Here is a 22530-nt window from a genome sequence, read left to right on the forward strand (position 1 = left end):
GCTCAGTCCGTGGCCGTCAGCTCAGTTGCTTCCTTTCATCTTCAGTCGCGCATCCACGACCATTACGCCCGAACCTTTCTCAAGCGCGAACACAGGATTGAGATCCATCTCATCAATCTCCGGGAAGTCTTTGCACAGTTGAGACAGTCGCACCAGAACATCCGTTAACTTGTCGATGTCTACCGGTTTCTCTCCACGTGTTCCTTCGAGAATCGGATAGCCCTTGATCGATCGAATCATCTCCTGGGCATCCACGTGCGATAGCGGAGCCAGACGGAACTGAACGTCCTTCAGAATCTCTACAAAAACCCCGCCCAAACCAAACATCAACGTGGGCGGCAAGCCAACGTTTCCCTTGGCGCCCATGATGACCTCTTTGCCGGTCGTCAAAAACTCCTGCACAATAAAAGCTGGTTTCTGATTCTTGAACTTGTCCGACAACTCCCCATAGGCAGCGACAAGCGAGGCCTCATCCTGAAGGTCGAGGATCACGCCGCCTGCGTCGGTCTTGTGAACGACCTCATCAGAATCGACTTTCAAGGCCACGGGGAAGCGAAGTTCTCCAACCGCCTGCACAAGCTCGTCCTGGCTAATAACACGCGCCGATTTTGCTACCGGGATTTCATAGCATTGCAGAAGTTCGAAGACGTCCGTCTGTGACAAGAACTTGTCTTGTCCTTTGTAGCGGTTGAGGATTGTTTCCGCCTTGCACTTGTCTCTCCTGTGTTCCTTGTACTCGGGTGTTTCCTGCTGAAGGAACTGGCCGTATCGGATCATGGCCGCCAGGGCCTTTGAGGCCGCTTCCGGGAAATCAAAAACAGGCAGACCGCTTTCGCGGGCAAGCCGAACAACCTCACCGAATTTTTCTTCTATAGTCAGAATGATACTGAGAATGGGTTTCCCGGCTGTCGCGCTGATTTTTGCTAACCTCTGGGCCACTTCTTCACAGTCGACAAACGGTGGTGTTACAAAATTGAGTATGAGGGAGTCGATGTTGGGGTCTTTCAGGAGTGCCTCGACTGTGCCGCCGTACTCCTTTGCGCCGGCAGTCGCTATCACATCCACCGGATTGGAGACTATCGCCTCGGAAAAGAGAAGCTCGCCTAAGGTCTTTCCGGTCTCGGGACTCAGCTCGGCCAGCTTAAGGCCGTCTTTGATGCATTCATCGACCGCAATAATCGCCGGTCCGCCGGTGTTGGTGACTACAACGATCTTATCTGACTTTGGAATAGGTTGCGTTGATAGCGCAATGGCGGCCTCAATCATCTCCTGCTGGGAGTCGAAGCGAAGAACGCCGCTCTTCTTGAACATGACATCTGCCAGAGTATCCTGATCGATAAGGGAGCCGGTGTGCGAGGCAACGGCCTTGACACCTTCGGATGTCCTGCCTGTCTTGAGGGCCAGAATCGGTTTCTTCCGACTCACCCTGGTAGCGATCTCCAGAAAACCGGCCGGGTCTTTCAGAGTCTCGATGTGAGTCATGATGACTTTGGTCTCGTCATCCTGACCGAAGTAGTCGATGATTTCATTCATACTGACGTCAGCTTCATTTCCGAAACTGGCGTACATTCTAGTTCCCATCCCAATCTTATAGAGTTGCAGTTTCAGCGTCTCACCCACTCCACCACTCTGGGCTACGATAGAGATATTCCCCGGAATCTGGGGCACAAAGGTGAAATTCGCATAGACCGATACGGAAGGATCCGAGTTCTGGATTCCCTGGGAGTTGGGACCATAAATTCGCATTCCGTGCTTATGGGCGATTTCAACAATCTGCTTTTCGAGTTCGATCCCCTCTCCTCCAACTTCCTTGAATCCGGCAGTGTGAACAATCGCAAACTTCACACCCTTTTTTCCGCAATCCTCAAGGACGATGGGAACCAGGCTGTTCTTGATGGATATGTTTACGAGATCAACCTCATCCGGGATTTCACCCACGGAAGGGTAAGTCTTAAAACTTTTGATCACACTTGCTTTGGGGTTGATAGGATAAATGGGGCCTTTGTAATTGTGATCGACTAGGTTTTGAATAACAATATGGCCGATACTCAGAGGATTGTTTGAAGCACCGATAACCGCCACGGATCTGGGCTTGAACAAACCGTCAAGCATTGAGACCTCCTTTACCTTTACCTTCCAAAGAGAATAGAGCCGCGCCGAGAGCACCCGTCAATTGCGGGTTGGAAGGCACGAAAATCTCTTTTTGTATTCTATCTTCGAGCATCTTGACAAGAAAAGGATTGTGTTCCACAACTCCCCCGCTCATCACAACGTTTCCTGCCATTGGATCCATTTCCAGAATCCTCTTTATCACTGAACTGAATATGCCTTTGACGATGTCCTCAACGCTGACGCCTTCTCGAATGCGGGCCAGAATTTCGGTACCGGCAAACACCGTACAGTAGCTTCCGATCTGGACTCCGGCGTCTGCCTTCTCGGCTAAATCGTTGAGATTGGCCAGGGGGATTTTCAGACGATTCGCTATTTCCTCGAGAAATGCACCGGTCCCGGCGGCGCATTTTCTGTTCATTTTGAAATTGGTTCTTCTGCCTGAGTCGTCGATCTTGATAACCTTGTTGTCCTGCCCGCCAATATCAATGAGAGTGTGCGCATGGGGAAAACAATGATAGCTGCCGCCGGCATGACAACTGATCTCGGTTCTGGTTCCATCGGCTAAGGGAACATTACGTCTTCCGTAACCGGTGGCGGTGACGATAAGCGTGTCAGAAGCGCCACATCCGGCCGCTTGGCGAGCCTGCGTCAATGCTTCACTGCCTGCGACCTCAAAATCGGCTCCAGAATCGACCACTGAATAGCCGAGCACCTCTTTCCCGTCATTGATAACGACAGCCTTAGTTGCAGAGGCGCCAATATCAATTCCGACAAAGTAGTTCATCAGTTATTACTATTCACTTCCCTGGTTCGGGGGTTGCCTATCTTGCCTCAAGCTGTTCGATAAACGCCTCGATGTTTGTTTTGGCCTGCTCCTCAGAATAACAGCGCAGGTCATTCAGATCGCCGTTTATCGTAAGGGTGGGAATGCCCAGTCTTTTTTCAAGCCGTTCCGGCATTCCATAGCGGTTATTCGAGTTGTTGGGACAGGTCTTGGAATCATGGAACAGAATCCCGTCCAGCTTGTACCTGCGTACGATATCCTCGATGTATTTCTCCTTGAAGTCCTCATCCCTCACTATGAAAATCTCGGTATATGCGCGAGCCATACTCAGAAAGGGATCAGTCGGATCGAAGGCCTCAAATACCCAACTGTTGCAATAACTCGAAGCAATCACTGCCGTGTTGAAGCCGATGAAAAACTCCGACAGGTCTCGCAGTTTACCCCAGATAGGCATCCCTTCCCAATACAGACGGAATTTTTCCTCTTCAACAGCCCCCACGCCGTTCGCGACTCTATCTTCCAGTTCTTTCAGAAGCAACTCGTAGTAGTCGTTCGCGATATCCGATCCTCGCAGAACCACCGCCGGGCCCATGTGAATTGTGGCATCGAAGAAACTCATAGGGGCTGGGGAAGAGGTATTCGACTCGAGGACTGCCTTCCACAACTCGCTACACCTCTTGGACCGGGCCATAACTTCTCGCAGCTTGTCGATATCGAATTTGTTACCCGAAATCTTCTCCAGAGCAGGGATTAGATCTTTAATTTGCTGGACTATGCCCGCCAGAACGTCGTCCGAAATATCGCCTATGTTTCGGAAAGTTGAAATGCCCATCATAGGAACCTGCAACTCCCGGGAATACCACCCCATCCAATCCTGGACATCTCGGCACTGGTTCGTATTGAAGACCAACACATCAGGTTTGGGCAGGCCTTCGATTCCCTTATAAGCCATGGAGAGTGGCGTCTCTTTCCTGATGTAAGCGCCTACATCGCTGGTCAGGTAGGAACAGATGTCGGGCGAGTAGCCTACCGCATTGGCCACCGGAATACAATCGGCAGCCATTCTCGTTGCCCCCAGCATGGCCCCGTGATTTTCCGGATAGTAGACGAGAAATCCCAGGCTCAATAGAAGTTCGGCAGGTCCGACACTCGTACACCAGGCAATCTTCTGTGATCCGTCTCGGGAAACGCCGTCCAACTTATAGAAGTAGTCGGCCATTATCTTTCTCATCTGGCCGGTGGCCTGGATCTTTTTGATAGCTACTTTTTTCTCTTCAGTCATTACAACTCTCCGTATCTCTCCCTAACAAGGGTCACACGCGGTGACACTGATGTTCTCTCTAGACGTTCATGACCTTCTCACACTCCGCGCCGATCACTCCCTTTTGGCAGAAACGAGAACTCATAAAGGCAGCCGAATGTTTCGACTGCACGGTAATCGCTTCGGCCAATGGCGACCCGCATGACTCCACCACGCAATCGAATATTGCTTTGCGGGCGGCTTCGAGTGGGGGGTTGCCAGTATCGGGGAATCTTATCTCGGTCGGGATGCTTTGTAACGCCTCGGTGTTGATCATTCTTGCGGGAATGGGACCCTGGGCACCTTCGGTAACGATCTTCCAAGCCATCTGTAGTGAATCATCGTTCGATCCGGCATAATCAATCAACCAGCCAACCGCTTTTTTGGCGCTCACAAACCTTCCGGACAAAAGCATATCGATAAGTTTTGGCCAGTCGTCGGCCTGCGCCTTCCTGAACGGCCAATGACATCCTTCCATACCGGGTACTACTGGAAGAGTGACTTCCGGCATACCAAAGGCCACATCCTCGACAGCGACCAGATAGTGGCAATGCATCATCAGTTCGAGCATACCTCCGAGACATCGTTTGCCACTAATGTATCCAACCGAAACGCTGAACTCATCATTGAGACGTCGTGCCGTCGCCGACCAGGAACTCGAAACCCGCATTCCTGCCTCGGCATCTTCCAGCGCCGGGTAAAACTCACTCGTATCAGCACCGACCAGTTGGGTGGATAAGTGGAAGTCACCCGAGAGAATCACGCGTTCAATGCCTTCTGCTTTCAGCCAGTCTATAGCCCGGTTCAATTCGGCATCAACATCACTATTGTAGCTCTCACGACCGATGGTGATGACACCAACGTTGCCGTCGTGTTCCGCATTGACATAAAGCTGTTGCCAGCTGCTGTCGTCCAATGATTCGAAAACCTCGGGATACCAACAACCGGTGGCTGCCTCCGGATGCAGACGGTGGTATGACTCGACAATCTTTTTCGTCTTTTCAGCCCCTATATCCCTAATAAGAGCAATTACACCCTTGCGGAACTGAGCGCATGCTTCACCAATCATATTGATGAGCGATAGATGCGATCTGTTCTCATGAAGAAGGAGACTGGTCATCTGAATGACGGGACCAAAAATCCAACTCTCGAACTCGTCGGTCTCGGTTTCATCCAAACTCCAGTTGACAACCGGTCGGAAGTGATTCAACGGATACCAGTCCTGACCACTGGTCTTCCGATAGTCAAGTTCCGGGGTCGGCTCAAACAATGCTCCGTACTTCTGTCCCAGATCGTGTAGACACGACCAAGTCAGGAAATTGGCACCTTTGGCACCGATAGCATCGTGCGCTCGGAACGGATTTGGTCCAAGTGTTTTCCTGACCAATTTATCAATTTTCCAGAATGGCATGTTGGCCGCCCGGTGGTATCTCAGACCGGCCAGAGTCAGTCCACAGAAGAGCACATCAAGTACAAACGACCAGTTATCACTGACCGGTACAGGTATCATTCCCAGTGCCCAAAGCAACTGTGTCACGTCCGATGGCTCCGGCTCAACTATCTCCCATATCTTATTAATCTGATGTGGAAAAGCCGGATGGGCAATGCCAACACCCAACTCGGAGCTGGGGAATCCGGAGGTGACCGATCGAATCTCGATTTTCGGGAAGGTGCCACGGAATACGCCGTAGTGGGCTTTCTTAAGCTCAAGAATCTCCGGGATGGCCTCTAGGAGAAAAGCTGGTCGCATCCCTTTCATTTGGGACGGTAACTGTTTACCGTCATAGTTCATTCGAACCACGTTGGACATAATCTTGCCAGCCTGTTCGCGGCCAAAAGCAGCTTCGAGTCCCGGATATTGTGCGCCAATTCCATCGGGAGCATTGGGGAAGTCAAGCCCCACCATAGGTACATCGAATGGTTGGAGCCGGGAACCGAGTTGGACCATCTTGCCCGCCCCAACAATCCCATTTGCCCCTGATATTACCATCGCGCCGCGCTCGGAAGACTTGCCAAAAACTTTCTCGACCAGATTGTCAGGGCTGGCGGGTAACCGTCCGCCGCTAAAAATCTCGAGTGTCGTGCCCAGTCCAAGTAGCTCCAGAGTTGGTTGTCTCATATATTTCATGATTATTTACCTCCGTCCGCTACCTTGAGGATGGCCGCAATCCCAACGTCCCCGGCGGCACAGCCAAACACCAGCACATAACCGCCTCCCAATGAAACGGCTTCTTCCAACGCCTCAATCACTACCCGGGTCAGGGTCGGTCCCTGCGGATGACCCCATACCAACGGACACCCGGTGTTGTTCATTTTCCGCCAGTCATAATCCATCAATTTACCGAAAATGACGTCGTTGACCGCAAACGGATTGTGGTTCTTGACCACAACCATGTCGGCCATCGTCAAACCGGTTCGGTCGAGTAGTTTCTTAACAGCCAGCGCCGGAGCCTCGGGCATGAGACTGGGGAAGGTCCGCATTTCGGTTTTGCCAATAAACGTTATATCGATTTCCGGTCGGGGACTAAGCTCCTGTGCCTTTTCCTTAGTGGTGACCAACAGTGTGGCCATGCCGTCGGAGGCATGAGTCTGCGTCCCAGGGGTAATACACGTATCAAGTTCGCGCATCGCCCTCAGACTATCCAACGTTAGCTGGCGGACACCGGTGTCCGAATCAATCCGCCCCAGGAAACGACCCTGGATGTTCAACACATCAAGCGGAACCAGGACACCATCAAGCAATCCCTTATCCTTGGAATCGAAGTACTGTTTGTAGCGATAGAACGCCAACTCGTCTACTTCCTTGCGATCACTCTTGTGTTTTCGGGCCGCAAGGCCCGCGCAGCTTATCATAGCTTTACCAGTGGCAGGATCAAATCCAAAATTGTCCCAGACGTCGGCGAGGGCCATCGTTCGTTGGTGTGCCCGTCGCTCAGGGAAAACACCAACCGGCGAGTCGCTGGTACGGTCAAAGGTCAGAACCCCAACAACTTCGTTGGATCCCCCCTGCACCTCAGCCGCAGCCGCAATAACGGCTTGCAATCCCGTAGCGCACGCCTGCTCCATGTGGTAGCCGGCGATGCGATGATTCATACAGCTCGCCACTACCGGAGCCGTCCAAAATTTCCAATGCCAGGGAATAGTCGATCCGATTATCAGATACTCAAGCGCACTGATAGGGACTTTTCTTAGTCCCATAATCCTGCTCATTGCCTCACCGGCAAACTGACCGATATTCACTTCTGCCAGAGCGGACATTTGCCATGCGGGAAAGTAGCTGGCACCCCAGGTGCCATACGGAATCCTGGCATCGGCAAACATCGGAACTTCTTTTTCCATTAGTGCTCCCTCAGAACTTTTAACATACTTTGATGGAACTCTATATCTATGGGAGTCAAAGCTGTAGACCTTCGCGCACGAAGAATGTTGGGAGGTCTGACGGTCATGAGCTTAACTACCCTTCATATCCTTGAACAATCGGCTCGAATCTTTGCGATTCACCGCTCGAATCGAGCATCTTCCATGCCTTCCTCAATCTCTCCTGAACCAATAGTTTAGCTAAAACGTGGTCTGATGACAAGTGGTTTTGAACGTATTCACTGAACCTGCTATTCGTTAGAGATGAAAGTGTGATGGCGCGGACCAACTGTTCTGGCCATCCCCAATTCATTCGTCAATCGTTTGGCCTGGTCGGGTGAAAATCATCACCGTCTTGTCGCTGGCATCATCAAAGCAGACGGAACAGTCATTTCCGCCAAGCTCCTTAATCGGGACCGTCTTGATCTCGAATCCCAATTCACGGTAGGTCTCAATGGCCTCATCCAGGCGCGTACCCGAAGCCGTGAAGAGCTGAGTCCAGCCCTCGGATTCTAGTCTTTTGGCGAGGTCGTCTACCATTCAAAACACCTATCCATTGGATCATTCGACATCAAATGTAACGAACCTGGGTGACAGACAGATGCCCTAGAACAAATCATCAAGGTCATCATCGTCACCACCACCGGGCAACTCTCCGTGGGCCTGAAGATACTGCTGCATTAGTTCGCTTTCGCGTTTGGTATACATCGGCTCTTCTTCCCACACGAACCAAACCGCTTTACCCGACTCGTGGAGACAGCCCTTCAGGTCCTGACGGAGATTCATCGTTCCGGTGATGCGAAGAACCTTCTTATCGGCATCAAGAAGCTGGAACACGCCTTCCTTTTCCGGGACAGAATCCACTGCCTCGTTATTGAAGGGTTGCCATTGCTCCGGCGGCAAAGTGATTGGTGTGATTCCCTGCCTGATGTAACACCGCAGGCAACGCTGAGCCTCCGATCTGGCCGCTGACTCAGAGAGGGTCGCAGTTATGACGCCAAAGTCTGATTTCCGCTCTTGAGGATTGGCAACCTCACTATTCTGACGCGATTGACCAAACTGATCGCCAGAGATGTCCGATTCCATAAAGCTGGTCTCTGCTTTGGCAGCGTCGATGAGCCCTGTTCCACCAAGATACTTGTCGATCGCTTCGGCTGCTTTTCTGCCTTCGGCTATGGCGTCGATCACGGACGAAGGACCGCGAGTAACATCACCGGCCGCGAAAACCGACTCGGGACCGGCCGCCATTTCGTCTTCAATCTTGATAGTGTTTCCCGGACCGGTTGAGATACCGTCGCAATTCTGCAGAAAGTCAGCATCGGTCGCCTGCCCAATGGCTACAATGACAGCCTCGGCCGCAACTGTTTCGGTCTGGCTTTCATCAAATTGTGGTGCGAAACGACCCTGGGGATCAAAAACACTAACGCACTTCTTCAACTCGATACCAGACAATCTGCCGTCGGTTGAAACAAATCGAACCGGTCCCCATGATGGATGAATCTCCACGCCCTCATCTTCTGCCTGGGCAACTTCCCAGTCGTGGGCGGGCATTGTGTCGCGCGGTTCGAGACAGATCAATTGAACAGAGTCAGCACCCAGGCGGACCGCCGTCATGGCGGCATCGATAGCCACATTTCCCCCGCCGATCACTGCCACCTGACCCTTAAGACGGGGCGTTCGCGACTTCGTAGCTGACTTCAGAAACTCAAGGGCCGGATAAACTCCATCCAAATCGGTGTTCTTGATGGGTAAGCTATGGCTTTCAGAAACCCCAATCGCGAGAAGTATAGCATCGAAGCCCTGAGATTTCAGTTCGTCCATCGGGCTCTCGCTCTCGAAATGATGGTCCATACGAAGGCCAACGCCAAGAGTCTTGAGCACTTCAAACTCGCGATCCAAAACATCCTTCGGTAAGCGGTAATCAGGTATGCCATAACGCAGCATACCCCCCGGTTTGCTTTCGCGGTCGAACAACTCCACATTATGCCCTGCCCGACTTAGATAAAAGGCAGCCGTTGACCCGGCCGGACCAGACCCGACAATGGCAACTCTCTTTCCGGTGTCAGACTTCTTTGTGACGCGATCCTGATCCAATACGAGTTCAGCATCGGCAGCGTAACGTTTCAGTTCACAAATTGCTACCGGCTGGTCTACTCCCCCCCGTCGACAGGCATCCTCGCAGGGGTGAAAACAGACATAGCCCAGAATGCCTGGAAATGGCACTCGCTCTCGAATCGTTCTCAGGGCTTGTTTATCCTGCCCCGCCGCGATGGCGGCTATATAACGTGGGATATCTATACCAGCCGGGCAATGGTCCACACAAGGCAACGGGGAATCACAACGGACTATCTCGGCCCCATCTTGGTCCAGCAGAGCGCCGGTCGGACAGACCTCCACGCAGGCACCACAAAATCGACACTGGGCTTCTTTGAGACCGGAAGCGGTCAGGGTTCCAACCCGAGCGCGGCCATCTTTCCAGGTCGCCCCAAGGATGTCCAGCCCCTGGACTTCGTGACAGACGCGAACACAACGCAAACAACCAATGCAAAGATTGTAGTCTCGGTCAAAGAGAGGATCATTGGTGGTCTTCCGGCTCGCAGCCAGTGGCGACGGAACATATCGGGGGGTATTGCCGGGAATGCCAATGTAATCGCTGACCTTCTCCAATTCGCAGTTACCCAGCAAAGTACAACAACGTTCCTCGACCGGCACATTTGAGGAGCAGTCGGTTCGGCTGCAGCCTTCTTTTTGAGCACAGGTCAGGCAAGCGTGGGGATGATCCGCCAATAGTCGGCTCAACGCCTGCTGGCGTTTCCCAATCACAATCTCGGAGTTGGTGCTTACGACAAGTCCACTCTCGGCAGGAGTCATGCAGGAATTAACAAGCTCAGCCTGGCCCTCGATTTCGACCAGGCAGAGACCGCAGTGAGCTTCTTCGCCGGCAGAACTCCCAGCTTTTTCACCAGAGACCGTGTTTTCTATCTGCTGAACAGTATCCGACCAGGTAACTTCCATACAGGGAGGCAAGTCGGGATGAAAACACATTCGAGGAATGTAAGTACCGGCCGCATCGGCAGCTTCAAGAATAGAACTTCCCTTCGGGCACTCGACCGACTGTCCGTCAATTGTGAAAGTCAGCTTGTCCACGACTACCAGGAATGAGTGACAGCACCGGGACCGCAAGCCTCTACGCAGGGGAGGGGCGGTCGATCCGACATTGGTTTGCAAGCACCACAGTCGTACTTTATTTTTTTGCGATGATCTTCCTTGATGGCGGCAACTTCATCGTCGTAGTCGTCAGTGATTATCTCGAACAAACCGGCTGGGCAGGCGGCCACACAAGGGTGATCCTCACACTCAATGCAGAGATCGGTGTCAATCGTTATGTAGAACTCGCCGCTGCCATCCATATATCCGTAGTTGGCTTTCACTGGGCGACCTTCTTGCGTTTTTTCTCAACCAGGGCTTTGGCAAAAAGAGCTGCGCCCAGCGCGCCGGCGATCTGGGTATCATAGTTGGATTTGAGCGCCGTCAGCTTCAACTCTCTTTCCAAGCGTGTCACCACACCGACGTTCTTGGCAATGCCACCGGTGATGGCAAAATCCTCCTCCACCCCAACCCGCTCCAGAAGCGAAACAACCCGGTGGGCCATAGCTGAGCAGTAGGCGGCCAAGACTCGTTTTTTTGACCAACCTTCTCTCAGCAGTGAAGACGCCTCAGATTTGGCAAAGACCACACAAGTCGATGAAACAGGCGGGGGTTCTTCGTCAACCTGCAAAGACAGCTCGCCGACATCCTCGATAGAGATCGCCAGCATATCGGCAAATACTTCCATGCCACGGCCGGTGCCGGCCGCACACTTGTCGTTCATTAGGAAATTCCTGACCTTGCCTTTTTCGTCGCAGAGAATGACCTTGCAGTCTTGCCCCCCCATATCAAGAATTGTCCGGACCGTCGAACCATACATCATATTGCCACCGCGAGCATGGCAGGCAATTTCAGTGATCGCACGATCAGCGAAGGGTACATTAACTCGGCCATAACCTGTGCCGACTGTGTAGTGGAGGTCGTCCAGAGTGAGGCCGGTGTTCTCCATCGCCCACTTCATAGCATTGCGTGCACTGTCGGGGCTGTCGGAGCCTGTGCGCATACTGGAATAGGCATAGAGTTGGCCGTCAACCATGATCACCGCCTGAGAGCTGACCGAACCTACATCCACTCCCGCCGAAATAGTATCTGCCCCCTTGGGATTAATAGTCTCATCGTGCCAATTGTATTCTTTCCAGCGCCAGAATTCCTGGGTTGCTTCAGTCATTATTTGTTCCTTTCTCCGGCAACCAATGCCGCTCCCAAGGCCCCGGTGTATTCCGGATCGGCAGGGATAAAGACTTCGGATTCCAAGCCACGATTCAGGGCATCGACAAAGCCGGGATTGTAGGCCAGTCCGCCCACCAGGGCGATAGCTTCCTCAATGCCGACGCGACGGATCATCGAAACAATGCGACTGGCAATAGCATCATGGACTGCCTTCGCAATGTCGGGCTTTGGCGTTTTAGCGTGCACCAGCGAGACCACCTCGCTCTCGGCAAACACGGCACATTGGGCATTCATGGGGATTGACTTATCGGACTGAAGCGAGATCTTTCCAAACTCCTCCAGCGATACTTCCAGAGCGCGAGCCATCGCCTCGGCAAAGGCACCCGCCCCGGCAGCACATTTTTCATTGACTGCAAAATCGAGAACTTTGCCACTGCCGTCGACCTTGATCCCGCGTCCTTCTTCGGCACCGATGTCAATCACCGTGCGTACCTCCGGACGAAGACTGGCCATTCCTTTGGCAGCCGCGCCGACATCGGTTATGTCGGAATTTGCCCCTGGGGCTGCTTTCCGTCCTGCCCCGGTGGCAGTTATATGATCTATTGAGGAGACGTTGATTCCAGACGCCTGGGCGGCCGCCTCCAGGCACCTTGCCGCAGCGGCAGTCGGCTCAAAACCGGTGCCTTCACTGGCCTTACCGACGACGGCGTCATCTTTGACAATGACTACCTTCACAAACTTGGAGCCCATATCCATTCCAGCGGTAATCATCTTACCTCCTATGTACAAAAAACCTATTTCAACACTTCAAGTGATCCCCGGCGGCAAGCTCAACTACGCCTTACCGACCGGAGTTTCCAATATTTCCATGTCCAGAGTTTCCATGAACGAGTCAATCCTGGTCATCACTCGTTTCTCATCAAACTCACGTTCGTCCCCCATGTTGCCTTCAAAAGTCATGACCGGAATCCCGGCTTTGGCGATTCCGAGCCTATTCTCCATTATGCCGCACGACAGTCCCTCACAGCCACGGTTGAGATGCAACATGACCCCATCGAGTTGCCATTGTTTGGCGATCTGAAGCATCATCTCAGTCTTGAGATTGGGATCATAGAAATGCTGCCATTCCGGTTTGGAGAGATTCCAGTCGGCCAGTACTCTTAAGGCCTGATCACGAGTTGTGATCGATTCGCCTTTCTGCATCGGGGTCGTTCTTGGCCCCCAGGTTCCGTCCGGCTTGGTTTCCCAGATGCCGATCAGTCCAAACGTATACAATGAACCGACCGAGATCGCGCCGAATTGCTCAAGGTAGCGGAAGACTTCTAGAAATCCCCAGGGTGGTTGGGTGTCCGACATCAGTCGGCATCTTTCATTGGGAAGGGCAGCGATATGATTATCAACTCGATACTTGACTTCGTCGCGCAATTCTTCATAGAAGTCGGCCATCTCTCCAGAGTGTTTGGCCAAAGTGCCATGCACATACAGCGAATACATTGTCTTCTCGTCAAGTGGTGCGGGGCGGTTCATGTTAAGACAGCAGATTTCAGCCCAGGTCGATGTTGACCGTACTTCGTTCTCAACGGCCTCAATCAGAAGTTCGTCCTGATACTTTCGACCGGTGATTTTCTCCAGCCACTCGATCGACTCATGCATCTGGTTGACCACAAACATCAAACGGTTTTCATCGAGATCCTTGTAAGGGCCGACCGAGACATCAATACAGAAATACGGAATGTCCTTGTATTCGGCTACATGCTGATACCACTTACCATGGCTGCAGCAGATGTGATCCTGGAAACAAAAATCTGGTTTGGGATACTCACCACCGAAGGCATATTTGTTAAGATACATCGAGCCCCAGTAGTTGCGCATATAGCTGCACAGATCACGGGCCCAACCCTTAGCCTCGGCCGCTTCCAGACACTCCATTGACAGCTTCTTGTCAAAGGCAATTGAAGCACCATACGGCTCCCCGGTGATATTGTAGACATCGCGTCCCAACCCGGCCGGGATGGCATCGAACGCCCACGCCCCGCCGGTCCAGCGTAACCCTTTCTTGTCGTGTGCTTCCTGATAGTCCAGGTAATATTTCTGCCGCAGCTCTTTGGCTTTAGGCCAACATTTCAATGGTTCAGTTTTATACTCAGGCATTTGTTCTCCTTGCCACAATTAACCTAAAACAGTTCTTCGACACCGAGCATCTCCAGAAAGGCCTCGACTCTGATTCGCATTGGGCCAATCGGGACAGTCACGTCGAACTCGAGAAACAGCGTGGGATATCCAGCCTCTTTGAGGGTCTCTTTGAGAGGCACCATGTCGCACTCGTGCGGATCACAGAACTTCTGCTGAATCAGAATGACGCCATCCACGCCAAAATCTTTCGCCAGCTGAAGGATGTGAGGGAAACGTCGCCGTTCCTCCCAGTCCTTGGTGGGACAGGGTGGGCGATCCAGGTACCGGTTGGCAATATCCTGCAACAGGTCCCCATTTCGCTCAGTCAGATTCCAGAAGTAACGCGAACCCGTACAGTGATCATCCACTACCACCGTGGCCCCAACTGATTCGACCATTGCGATAAACTCGGTGTCGTCATTCTCAGACCCGACAATCATCAGGCGACCACCAGTCTCACGATCCAGCGTCCGTGATTTCAGTTCCGGCAGGATACGTTTGAGTTCAGCATTGTGATCTTTCTTGTCGACGAAAAATGACGACGCCACCATATGCATCGCCTCCAGGCCGGTCACTTTGGGATCGGGACCTTTGCGAAGATCATACACTTCGTGCATCAGTCGGCGGTTCTCATTGTACAACTCTACCGCCGCCTCAAGCGATTCATCGGTGATGCTTTTGCCGGACCATTTCTCCAGGGCACCTTTGATCTTGATCAGTTCGGCGGCATAGTAGGGCCGGGCGTGTTCGGTCTGCACTTTGTTGGGCATATACAGATAGAATGAAAAATCCACCGGTACGTGGTTGTTCCAGGATGTAAAGGCCTGCCTGAGATGAAGACACGACTGGGACAGCACGATACCTTTCATGTAATCATAACGACCCTTCAAGCCCTGGGCGAGTACATCGCGACAGAAGGGACAATACATACCAAATATGTGGGGTTCGGTGACATCCTGCGGCTCGTGCGAACCGAGCATTCTGACCGGCAACATACCGCCGGCATAGAGGATTTCTTCCGGCACATAACTACAGAAACAGCCCACCACTTCACCATCATTTTTCGCCAACCAGTCTCGGGCGTAATCATGACGCTTTTCATACCATTCGTGAAACTTGTCGAACATAAGTCTCCTTATGATGCTTGGGACCTATTTACTCCGTTGAGAAATACATTCAGAAATTGAGAAGTTACTTTGTCTATGTCCGCGTTCCTTCGTGGATCAAACCACATGTACACCCAGTTAAGGGAACCAAAGAGAAAGAACGTAGCCATGTCTGTTTCATGCTGTGATCCCTTGAGAACCTGGTCAACCGCCTCCCGGACCAACCGAAAATACTCCTGTCGCACCTTAAGAACATCCTTAAAGTACTTCCCCGACAGCGAGTCTATCTCGTGCACGCAGACTCGGAACTCATCAGCGTTGTCTACAAAGAATTGAAAATGATTCTCAATGATCGCTCTGAGGCTTGCCTCCCCTGGTTCGCATTGTGCTAGTCGTTCATTTAATGAACTGACCAACGTTGAGAATGCATAGTGTTGGATGGCATACAACAACTCATCTTTGCCGCTGAAATAATAGTATATGCCCGACAATCCGATGCCGCCTTTGGCAGCCATGGCCCGCACCGAAGCTCCCTCAAAACCATCTTTGGCGATGACTCTCGAGGCTGCTTTCAATATCGACGCCATCCGCTTCTCGTATTTGTCGCGGTGTTGCGTCGATGGGGTTTTCGTTTTGGTCCTGGTCAATTCGGATTCCCTTTAAATCGAACGTTCGTTCTATTTTACAACACGGCGGCTGGGATGTCAAGCTAAGAATGTAGTTTCTGGCTGATCGAGGGTGAGATCCATAGTCTCCCACGGTACTCATACGAAATCGCACCGGAGAATCCCATTCCGCCATCGGTTTCCGGTTGCGAGGCAGGCAATACCCTACTATATTCTTCAAGTTCGCGGATAGAAGTAAGTGCCGAGTAGTCATAGGAACAGTGTGTGATTCTACCCCGTTTTGATTTGTTGGTGCCGGAGACGGTTGGTGAGGCCTGCAAAATGCTGGTCGATCACGCGGAGGACGGCGTGCGACTCCTGTCTGGCGGCACCGATCTTCTGGTGGCCCTTCGCTGTCCTATCATTCCCCAGCACGTTCCCCGATGCGACGGCTGCCCAACGCATCCCGAAGGACAGATTCTCACCACTATTGATTGTCAATCCTCGAGTCAGGATCAGCTGATGTCCTCCGGTGGGTCTATTCGAGCCGCTCTGAGTGATCCTCGAAAGGCAGCGCCGGCCTATCTGGTGTCGTTGCACAAGCTGAAGCAGCTTAAAGGCATTGAGCGCCTTAATGACGGTGGCTTGAGAGCGGGAGCCTTAACAACGATCACAGAGATTGAGCGCTCAACCGAGATACGAGAAGGTTGGACGGCATTGGCTGAAGGTGCCGACAATCTGGGAAGTCCGCTAGTGCGCAACCGGGGGACTCTGGGCGGCAATATCGCCAATGCGCGCCCGGCCGCCGATACTGCCATACCGACGATAGCCCTCAACGCGACGCTGTCGTTGCGGGGGCCATCAGGAGTACGCACAGTCCCTTCAGAAGATTTCCATCGCGGACCCGGTCTCTCGGTTATCGAACCGAACGAGATTCTAACAGACATTTGCTTTCCGCCGCCGGCGCCTTGTCACGGCAGTTCTTACTATAAGCTGGCGACGCGAAAAGCGCTCGACATATCCACTGTTGGCGTGGCTGTCTGGCTGGCACTTGAAGCGCCGGATGGTCCGGTCCAGGATGTCCGGGTCGCTCTCGGGGCAGTCGGTCCAACACCGATCCTGGCCAAATCAGTAAAAGAGATTCTGGTCGGAAGGATTCCCGATGAAGCCGCCCTTATTGAAGCCGCCCGGGCTGGGGCCGGAGATGCTCGCCCGATTGATGATCATCGCGGTTCAGCCTGGTATCGAGTTCGGATGGTGGAGTTGCTGATTTTGCGCCTGCTAAGAGTTGTCGTGGGAAGGGCCGGGGGAGAGCGATGAAGAAATTCGTATCACTTTCCGTAAATGGCATCACGCATGATCTCGCCGTCGAACCACGTCGCACGCTGGCTGAACTGCTGCGCGAAGACTTGGGTCTAACCGGGACAAAAAAGGGATGCGGCATCGGTGACTGCGGTGCCTGCACGGTGCTCATGGATGGTGTAGCTACCTTCAGTTGTCTTACCCTGGCCATCCAGGCTGATGGTTGCTCGGTCGAAACAGTCGAAGGGTTGGCGGAAGAAGGCAGGCTGAATCGTCTGCAACGGGCATTTGTTGACCAGGGCGCTATTCAATGCGGTTTCTGCACACCGGGCATGTTGATGATGGGCACCGAATTGTTGCGGAATAATCCCAGACCCAGCGAGAAGGATATCAGGCGAGCGATGTCGGGCAACCTCTGTCGCTGCACCGGATACCAGAAGATAGTCGAGGCCATCCAGAAAGTCTCCGAGGAAACGCCATGAGTAAGTACCGCATACTCAACACACGAAGCCCTCGGGTGGATGCAGCCGACAAGGCTACCGGAAGGGCCTTGTACACGGACGACCTCAAACGGCCTGATATGCTCTTCGCGGCCATTTTGCATAGTCCCGTAGCCCATGCTCGCATAGTCAACATTGACACCTCTCGAGCTGAAAAGTTGCCTGGAGTAAAGGCGGTTGTAACTCACCGCGAGGCCGGCACGATACCATACGGGGTCAGCCCGGCCCGCCATGACGAGACCATATTCTGCCATGATAAGGTGCGCTATGTAGGTGATGAGATTGCGGCAGTGGCTGCTATTGATCAGGACACGGCTCTTGAGGCCATCAATCTCATAAAAGTCGATTTCGAAGAGATTCCGGTCGTACTTGATGGCCGCACTGCGGCGGATGATGGACAGCCTCAACTTCATGATATGTACATGAATAATGTCTGCGCCGAGGTCCATTGGCATTTCGGGGACATCGAACAGGGGCGCAAAGATTCCTACCTCGTGCATACTGACAATCTTACCAGCAAGATGCAGGATGGGGCCTTCATGGAGCCGCAGAGCGTGCTGGCAGAGACGGATTTTCATGGCAACCTGACCATGTGGAGTTCTACTCAGGCTCCGCATTATGTCCAGCGGACGCTGGCTATGGCCCTGAACCTCCCGTTGCATAAGGTTCGCGTAATTAAACCTGCTGTTGGGGGCGGTTTCGGCCCCAAAGCTTCCTGTTCGACCGCCGAACTGGCAAGCTGCCTATTGGCCTTGAAGACCGGTCGACCGATTAAGTTAACCTTTGACCGGGAGCAGGTCTTTCTTCATTCGAGAGCGCGGCATCAATTCTTCCATACCATGACTACCGGTGTCAAGAAGGACGGCACCCTGACCTTCCTGGAGCATAATTGCTGTCTGGATGGTGGAGCTTACGCTAGTTTTGGTATCGCAACAGTTTACTACGCCGGCTCCCTGCTCGGGGGACCTTACCGGCTCGACAATATGAAATACGACGGCTTCCGCGTGGTTACCAACAAACCGGCCTGCGGAGCGCAGCGAGGGCATGGGGCCGTTATTGCCCGCGCCCTGTTCGAGAGACAACTTGACCATATAGCCGAAGAACTCCGCATGGATCCAATTGAACTGAGACTGAAGAATATCATGGAAGCGGGGGAGACAACCTGCAATGAATTGTTCGTCTCCAGCTTTGGGATGCGCGAGGCTCTGGAGGCGGTTCTAGATTCGGCGGCGTGGAAAAAGAAGCGATCTTCGGATGGCCGGACCAATTCTGATGGCAAGGGTATTGGTGCCGCCTGTGGGTTCTTCGTGTCCGGTGCCGGTTATTCGATTTACCGATCCCGGACATATCACTGCACCGTCATCACCAAGGTTGATGAAGTTGGAGGCGGAGTCACGGTCTCCTCCGGAGCCGCCGATATCGGCCAGGGATCCGATACGGTCCTGGCCATGATTACAGCCGAAGAACTGGGGCTGGAGCTGGATGACGTTCGGGTGGTATCGGGTGACTCCAAGCTCAGCGTCGATCTCGGCGCCTATTCCAGCCGCACGACTTTGATGACCGGCCACGCTTGTCGCGAAGCTGCTCAGGATGCGAAGCGCCAGATACTGGAGGCGGTGGCCGGTATGTTGGAGATATCCCCTGAGTCACTTGATCTCAAAGATGGTCTGGTTGTGTGCAAACAGGGTGAGATCGATTTCTCCGCACTCCGGAAGGAATACCTCAGAGAACACAAAGGCTTCCAGAATTTGCCCGACGGCCCACAGCTAACATTTGCCGAAGCCAGCCGTATTGCCTTTCTGGAATTAGGTTCTATTGTCGGAACCGGCAAGTATCGTCCCCCGCCGCTTGGCGGATCTTTCAAAGGGGCTGCCGTCGGGACCTCGCCCGCATTCGGCTGTTCGGCGCAGATAGCAGAGGTTTCGGTAGACCTCCAGACCGGTGAAGTTACCGTGGACAAAATCACGGGTGCTCATGACTGTGGCTTCGCCATTAATGTCACGCAAGTTGAAGGTCAGATGCAGGGATCGATGATGATGGGCATGGGCGAGGCGTTGATGGAGGAGGTCATATACGACAAGAAGGGTCGCATCGTTAACGCCAACCTGGCCGAGTATAAAATCCCCACTGCCCTGGATATGCCCTCCCTGGACGCTATCATAGTTGAATCGAATGAACCCAGGGGACCCTACGGAGCAAAAGAGGTCGGCGAAGGGGCGATAATGCCCGTTATACCATCGATTCTAAATGCCATTTATGATGCTACCGGGGTCCGTATCGATGAACTTCCCATCACACCCGAACGGCTGGTAGCGGCGATGCGCTCCCAGAACAAACGCACGACCAAGGACTGACGTTCGCTTCCGTTGTCTTCAATTGGATAATTCAACCGTATGGGCGAGACGAGTGTGGGTTCGCTATTGGCTCTGAGACTTGGCCAGTTCCACGCCCTCAAGCATGGCATTTAGATTAAACTCTTCCGTGCCTTTGGGGACATTCTTTGTGATAGCCCTTTTCAGTGCGTCGGCAGAAACCAAGTTCAACAGCGTGTTCATGTATCCGAGGATTACCATGTTGGCCATAATCTTCCGGCCGAATTTGGTGTGAGCAATGTCAGTAGCACTGATACCACATTTCTTGATATCGGTGGGGGCGAGATCGCTGTCAGCTTCCACCATATCCTGATCAATAATCAAGGTGCCACCCGGCCTGAGGGAAGAGATGAACTTATCATAGCCCGGCTGGGTCATGGCGACTAGTACATCGTAACTGGTGGGTTCGAGTTCGTGAATTTCATCCTCAGAGATAATCACGTCCCCTCTACACTCGCCACCCCTCGATTCGCTCCCGTAGGATTGGTTCTGGATGGCTTTTTTTCCGTCGAAGACAGCAGACTGGCCCAAGATATAACTTGAGAGGACAATCCCCTGGCCACCAAAGCCGACAAACCTAATAATCATCAGGCTGTCTCCTCGGCCAACTGCCTGACTTGGTCATCGGTCACTTTGTGAAGTTGGGAGACATACTCGGGTCGCTCCTTGTTACACAGATTGCCAATGACGAACTTGCCCTTAAGCTCCTCCTCAGACATGTCGCGTGATTTCCCCACCCGAACCGACTGTTCCTTGAATCGTTTTAGAAATTCCACTCCGGTGCGAACACCGATACGGCGACCATAGTTGTCGGGACACTGCGACATGATCTCGACGAAACTGAAACCTTCGGTGGACAGAGCGTCTTTCATGGCTTTCATCAATTGGAAGACATGGTAGGTCGTCCAGCGGGAAACGTAGCTGGCCCCCGCCGCCATTACCAGATCAGCCACATTGAAGGGAGGTTCGATATTACCATAAGGAGTGGTTGTTGTCTTCACCCCAGTGGGTGTAGTAGGGGCAACCTGACCACCGGTCATCCCGTAGATCATATTGTTCACCATAATGACGGTCAAATCTATGTTGCGGCGGGCGGCATGAATCAGATGATTACCGCCGATCCCCGAAACATCACCATCTCCGGCAATCACCACAACTTTGAGATCGGGGCGCATGACTTTGACGCCGGTGGCAAAGGCAATGGGGCGACCGTGGGTAGTGTGAAGTGTGTCCGCCTTGAAATACGGGCTGGGAATCCAGGCTGAGCAACCTATCCCCGAGACACAGACCATCTTCGTCCTGTCAAGTTCGAGAGCTTCAACGGCATTGATAAACACGTTGAGAACCGTTCCGCAGCCACATCCGGTGCAAAACCGGTGCGGCATGATTTCTTCCCGAACGAAGTCCATGAGCCGGTGTCTGGGTGTGCTCATTCTATCCTCTCCAAGATCGCCTGAGTGATTTCGGTGACCGAGTGGGGAACACCGCCTATCTTGGACAGCGATACAACTTCACAGCCAACAAATCTCTCGATCTCTCTCGACATCTGGCCCAGGTTCATTTCGGGAACCAGGATAACATCCAGATCGCGGGCGAATTCGGTAACCTGTTTCCGGGCAAATGGCCAGATAGTGATAAGTCTCAAGAAGTCTACGTCTTTCCCCTGATCGCGAACTTCCTTCACCGCGCCAAGGGCGGGTCGCGACGTGGCACCATATGATATGACTCCAACACGTGCCTTGCCACCAGCAGTAATATCTTCAGCTACCTTGACAATTTGCTCGCGGTTGGCTTCGATCTTCCGACAGATTCTCCTGACCAGCTTATTATGGACATGGTCAGTCGATACATCTCTCATACCTGTGGACAAGTGGGTCGATCCCGTCACATGTATATTGTGGCCCTCACCATAGTGAATCATGCCGGGCACCAGTTCATCACCACCGAAAACGTCCGCTGCGGATTTTGCCCTCTTTCTTGTAACATGCTTAATCGCAGCCACCGGTGGCATACTAACACTCTCTCGGAAATGTCCTATCTCACCATCCATCAACATGATCACCGGAGTGCGGTAGGTGTCGGAGAGGTCAAAACAATCCAACATGAGGTCGAAACACTCCTGCCCGGAATTGGGGGCCAATGCGATGATGTTGTGATCGCCATGCGTACCCCATCGGGCCTGCATGACATCTCCCTGGGCCGGTTTTGTGGCCTGACCTGTCGAAGGACCGGACCTCTGCACGTCTACGATCACGCAGGGTGTTTCGGTCATGATAGCGTATCCGAGATTCTCTTGCATGAGCGAGAAACCGGGTCCACTGGTAGCCGTCATAGTGCGTGATCCGGTCCAGGAAGCTCCTACAATGGCAGCCATCGAAGCCAGTTCATCTTCCATCTGAATGTATATCCCGCCCGACTTGGGCAGTTCCTTAGCCATCAACTCAGCCACTTCGCTGGCCGGTGTTATTGGGTAGCCCGCAAAAAAATCGCAACCGGCAAAAAGTGCACCATAGGCACAAGCTTCGTCGCCCAGCATAAAGAAGGTCTCTCCAGCCAGGTGTTCGAGATAGCGCCTCTTGTTATCGTCCAGGGCCATTGCTTGC

Annotated in this window: 19 protein-coding genes; 3 read left to right on the forward strand and 16 right to left on the reverse strand. The window is 52.9% G+C overall.

Annotated features, from left to right (window positions below; translation table 11 throughout):
* Positions 1-21 precede the first annotated feature (21 nt).
* The 13 genes from KOO62_05725 to KOO62_05785 all read right to left on the reverse strand — a co-directional run bounded on the left by KOO62_05725 (position 22) and on the right by KOO62_05785 (position 15795).
* Positions 22-2112, reverse strand: a complete 2091-nt coding sequence (locus KOO62_05725; GenBank protein ID MBU8933486.1) for an acetate--CoA ligase family protein — start codon at positions 2110-2112, stop codon at positions 22-24.
* Complete coding sequence (locus KOO62_05730; protein MBU8933487.1) at positions 2105-2896, reverse strand: ATPase; 792 nt, start codon at positions 2894-2896, stop codon at positions 2105-2107. The genes KOO62_05725 and KOO62_05730 overlap by 8 nt, the downstream gene beginning before the upstream one ends.
* Before the next feature lie 37 nt (positions 2897-2933).
* Entirely contained in the window at positions 2934-4178 is a 1245-nt protein-coding gene (locus KOO62_05735) for a 2-hydroxyacyl-CoA dehydratase family protein (GenBank protein MBU8933488.1), read from the reverse strand.
* A gap of 58 nt (positions 4179-4236) precedes the next feature.
* Entirely contained in the window at positions 4237-6324 is a 2088-nt protein-coding gene (locus KOO62_05740; GenBank protein ID MBU8933489.1) for a hypothetical protein, read from the reverse strand.
* Between the two features lie 2 nt (positions 6325-6326).
* Complete coding sequence (locus KOO62_05745) at positions 6327-7535, reverse strand: hypothetical protein (GenBank protein MBU8933490.1); 1209 nt, start codon at positions 7533-7535, stop codon at positions 6327-6329.
* A gap of 327 nt (positions 7536-7862) precedes the next feature.
* Complete coding sequence (locus tag KOO62_05750) at positions 7863-8093, reverse strand: hypothetical protein (protein MBU8933491.1); 231 nt, start codon at positions 8091-8093, stop codon at positions 7863-7865.
* Positions 8094-8159: 66 nt separating this feature from the next.
* On the reverse strand, positions 8160-10700 hold the full coding sequence (locus KOO62_05755) for an FAD-dependent oxidoreductase (protein ID MBU8933492.1): 2541 nt from the start codon (positions 10698-10700) through the stop codon (positions 8160-8162).
* 2 nt (positions 10701-10702) lie between these two features.
* Positions 10703-10984 carry a 4Fe-4S dicluster domain-containing protein gene (locus KOO62_05760; GenBank protein MBU8933493.1) on the reverse strand — a complete coding sequence of 94 codons (282 nt, stop codon included), beginning with the start codon at positions 10982-10984 and terminating at the stop codon, positions 10703-10705.
* Complete coding sequence (gene bzdQ, locus KOO62_05765) at positions 10981-11868, reverse strand: benzoyl-CoA reductase, bzd-type, subunit Q (protein ID MBU8933494.1); 888 nt, start codon at positions 11866-11868, stop codon at positions 10981-10983. The genes KOO62_05760 and bzdQ overlap by 4 nt, the downstream gene beginning before the upstream one ends.
* Complete coding sequence (locus tag KOO62_05770) at positions 11868-12641, reverse strand: CoA activase (GenBank protein MBU8933495.1); 774 nt, start codon at positions 12639-12641, stop codon at positions 11868-11870. Before KOO62_05770 ends, bzdQ begins: the two co-directional genes overlap by 1 nt.
* Before the next feature lie 63 nt (positions 12642-12704).
* The gene (bzdO, locus tag KOO62_05775; GenBank protein MBU8933496.1) at positions 12705-14021 is read right to left on the reverse strand and encodes a benzoyl-CoA reductase, bzd-type, subunit O; all 1317 of its coding nucleotides are present in this window, start codon (positions 14019-14021) and stop codon (positions 12705-12707) included.
* A 23-nt stretch (positions 14022-14044) separates the two neighbouring features.
* Positions 14045-15181 (reverse strand): benzoyl-CoA reductase, bzd-type, subunit N, encoded by a 1137-nt coding sequence (gene bzdN, locus KOO62_05780; GenBank protein ID MBU8933497.1) that lies wholly within the window; start codon positions 15179-15181, stop codon positions 14045-14047.
* Positions 15178-15795, reverse strand: coding sequence for a TetR/AcrR family transcriptional regulator (locus KOO62_05785; protein MBU8933498.1), 618 nt, complete (start codon positions 15793-15795; stop codon positions 15178-15180). Before KOO62_05785 ends, bzdN begins: the two co-directional genes overlap by 4 nt.
* Before the next feature lie 243 nt (positions 15796-16038).
* On the opposite strand from KOO62_05785, the gene KOO62_05790 reads away from it, so the two are divergent.
* The 3 genes from KOO62_05790 to KOO62_05800 are packed head-to-tail and all read left to right on the forward strand — an operon-like array spanning position 16039 to position 19909.
* Positions 16039-17073 (forward strand): FAD binding domain-containing protein, encoded by a 1035-nt coding sequence (locus tag KOO62_05790; protein ID MBU8933499.1) that lies wholly within the window; start codon positions 16039-16041, stop codon positions 17071-17073.
* Positions 17070-17537: a (2Fe-2S)-binding protein gene (locus KOO62_05795; protein ID MBU8933500.1), complete on the forward strand. Its 468-nt coding sequence runs from the start codon at positions 17070-17072 to the stop codon at positions 17535-17537. The genes KOO62_05790 and KOO62_05795 overlap by 4 nt, the downstream gene beginning before the upstream one ends.
* Positions 17534-19909: a molybdopterin-dependent oxidoreductase gene (locus KOO62_05800; protein MBU8933501.1), complete on the forward strand. Its 2376-nt coding sequence runs from the start codon at positions 17534-17536 to the stop codon at positions 19907-19909. Before KOO62_05795 ends, KOO62_05800 begins: the two co-directional genes overlap by 4 nt.
* A gap of 63 nt (positions 19910-19972) precedes the next feature.
* Here KOO62_05800 and KOO62_05805 read toward each other — a convergent pair whose 3' ends face one another.
* Genes KOO62_05805 through KOO62_05815 form a run of 3 tightly spaced genes read right to left on the reverse strand, consistent with a single transcriptional unit; the run spans position 19973 to position 22523 of the window.
* Entirely contained in the window at positions 19973-20515 is a 543-nt protein-coding gene (locus KOO62_05805; GenBank protein ID MBU8933502.1) for a 2-oxoacid:acceptor oxidoreductase family protein, read from the reverse strand.
* Positions 20515-21360 carry a 2-oxoacid:ferredoxin oxidoreductase subunit beta gene (locus tag KOO62_05810; GenBank protein MBU8933503.1) on the reverse strand — a complete coding sequence of 282 codons (846 nt, stop codon included), beginning with the start codon at positions 21358-21360 and terminating at the stop codon, positions 20515-20517. The genes KOO62_05805 and KOO62_05810 overlap by 1 nt, the downstream gene beginning before the upstream one ends.
* On the reverse strand, positions 21357-22523 hold the full coding sequence (locus tag KOO62_05815) for a 2-oxoacid:acceptor oxidoreductase subunit alpha (GenBank protein MBU8933504.1): 1167 nt from the start codon (positions 22521-22523) through the stop codon (positions 21357-21359). Before KOO62_05815 ends, KOO62_05810 begins: the two co-directional genes overlap by 4 nt.
* Positions 22524-22530 lie beyond the last annotated feature (7 nt).

This window comes from Candidatus Zixiibacteriota bacterium, assembly GCA_019038695.1.
GTDB lineage: Bacteria > Zixibacteria > MSB-5A5 > GN15 > FEB-12 > B120-G9.